At 40.1% G+C, this 1097-nt stretch carries 1 pseudogene; it reads left to right on the forward strand.

The window, feature by feature from the left end:
• Positions 1–1097 (forward strand): annotated as a pseudogene (locus HMPREF2837_RS06505) (hypothetical protein); the annotation flags it as partial.

Below are 1097 nucleotides of genomic sequence, written 5' to 3' on the forward strand. Positions count from 1 at the left end.
CGTCAACTGTTCATTATGTGGTATCAGACGGTAATGCAACTGCCCCAGCTGATAAGGTTCAAAATGCACAATGGACACGTACCTTAACACTTGATAAGGTGACAGGTGAAGTTCTCTCATCTACTCCATGGGCATCGAATAAGGCTAACTATGATGCAGTTCCAACACCAGGATTGACAGGTTACTACGCTGATAAAGCAAGTGTTGCTTCTAAGACAGTCACTCAAAAAAATCTTGAAGAAACTGTTACTTACAAGCCACTTGGAAAATTGGTTCCAAAACCAGAGACACCAAAAGATCCAAACTTCCCATCAACACCAGAAGTGAAGTATCCAAATGATCCAACGGATCCAACGAAACCAGGTCAACCAGTTGTGCCTAATGTACCAGGCTACAAACCATACTTGCCAGATCCAAACGATCCAACAAAACCAGGTCAACCAGTAGAACCAGGAACACCTGTAACACCGGATAAACCAGGGGAAGATACGCCGATCATCTATGTACCAAAAACAAATGATGTGACGCAACCAACAAAACAAACTGTTAAGTACACAAGTACAGATGGTAAAGCTCAGGTACCTTCAGATAAGATTCAAAATGACTATACTTTCACAGGTAAGAAGAATCAAGCTGATGGTACAACAACATGGACTGAAAACAGTCATACTTACGGTAGGGAAAGTGTTCCAGTAGTTTCTGGTTACTACGCTGACAAGTCTGAAGCAGGTAGTAAAACAGTCACTCCAACCAATCCTAATGCTGAAGATGTTGTAACTTATAAACCACTTGGTAAGATTATTCAGGTAGATGAAGATGGAAATGTTATTCCTAATTCAACATCTCCAACATACAACAATAATCCATCAAATCCTAAAGAAGCAGCAGAAACTAAAATTCCAGATGCACCAACAGGATATGTGATTAAGGAGGAACAACCACAAGCATGGGGTTACAATATTGTTGATAAAACTATTGAACCAAATGATGAAAGTGATCCAGATCGAATTTCACAAGATACGAAGATTGTTTATGTTAAGGCAGACCAAAAAGCAGTGATCAAGTACGTTGATCAAACAACTGGTCAAACCCTTGCC

It is taken from the genome of Streptococcus sp. HMSC071D03 (assembly GCF_001812125.1).
Taxonomy (GTDB): domain Bacteria; phylum Bacillota; class Bacilli; order Lactobacillales; family Streptococcaceae; genus Streptococcus; species Streptococcus pseudopneumoniae_N.